Below are 526 nucleotides of genomic sequence, written 5' to 3' on the forward strand. Positions count from 1 at the left end.
TCGGTGTGGATGAGCCGCAGGTGGCGGTTCGTGATGGGCGGTTGTTGGCGCCTCGGTTGGGTCGGGCGCCGGTGGCGTCGGTCGGTGGTGCGTGGCGGCTGTCGGTGGATCGCAAGGGTTCGCTGGAGGGTCTGGCGATCACCGCGTCGGACGCCGACCGTCCGTTGGGCGCCCATGAGGTACGCATCGAGGTACGCGCGGCAGGTCTGAACTTCCGCGACGTCCTGAACGCCCTGGGTATGTATCCCGAGGAAGTACCGCTGGGCAGTGAGGCCGCCGGTGTCGTGATCGAGGTCGGCGCTGAGGTGCACGACCTGGTCCCGGGTGACCGGGTGATGGGCCTGGCCTCGCACGCTTTCGGGTCGAGGGCGGTGGCCGAGCGAGACATGGTCGTGCCGATGCCGTCCGGCTTTTCGTTCGTCGAGGGCGCTGCGATCCCGGTTGTCTATCTGACCGCGTATTACGGGTTGTTTGATTTGGGTGGGTTGCGGCGGGGTGAGCGGTTGTTGGTGCATGCGGCTGCTGG

General features: G+C 67.3%; 1 protein-coding gene. It reads left to right on the top strand.

Annotated features, from left to right (window positions below):
• Positions 1-20 precede the first annotated feature (20 nt).
• Positions 21-526: alcohol dehydrogenase catalytic domain-containing protein (locus ACLQ28_RS34475; protein ID WP_425690443.1), on the top strand; the 506-nt coding region annotated here is incomplete at its 3' end.

The organism is Micromonospora sp. DT201 (assembly GCF_049841575.1).
Lineage (GTDB): Bacteria > Actinomycetota > Actinomycetes > Mycobacteriales > Micromonosporaceae > Micromonospora.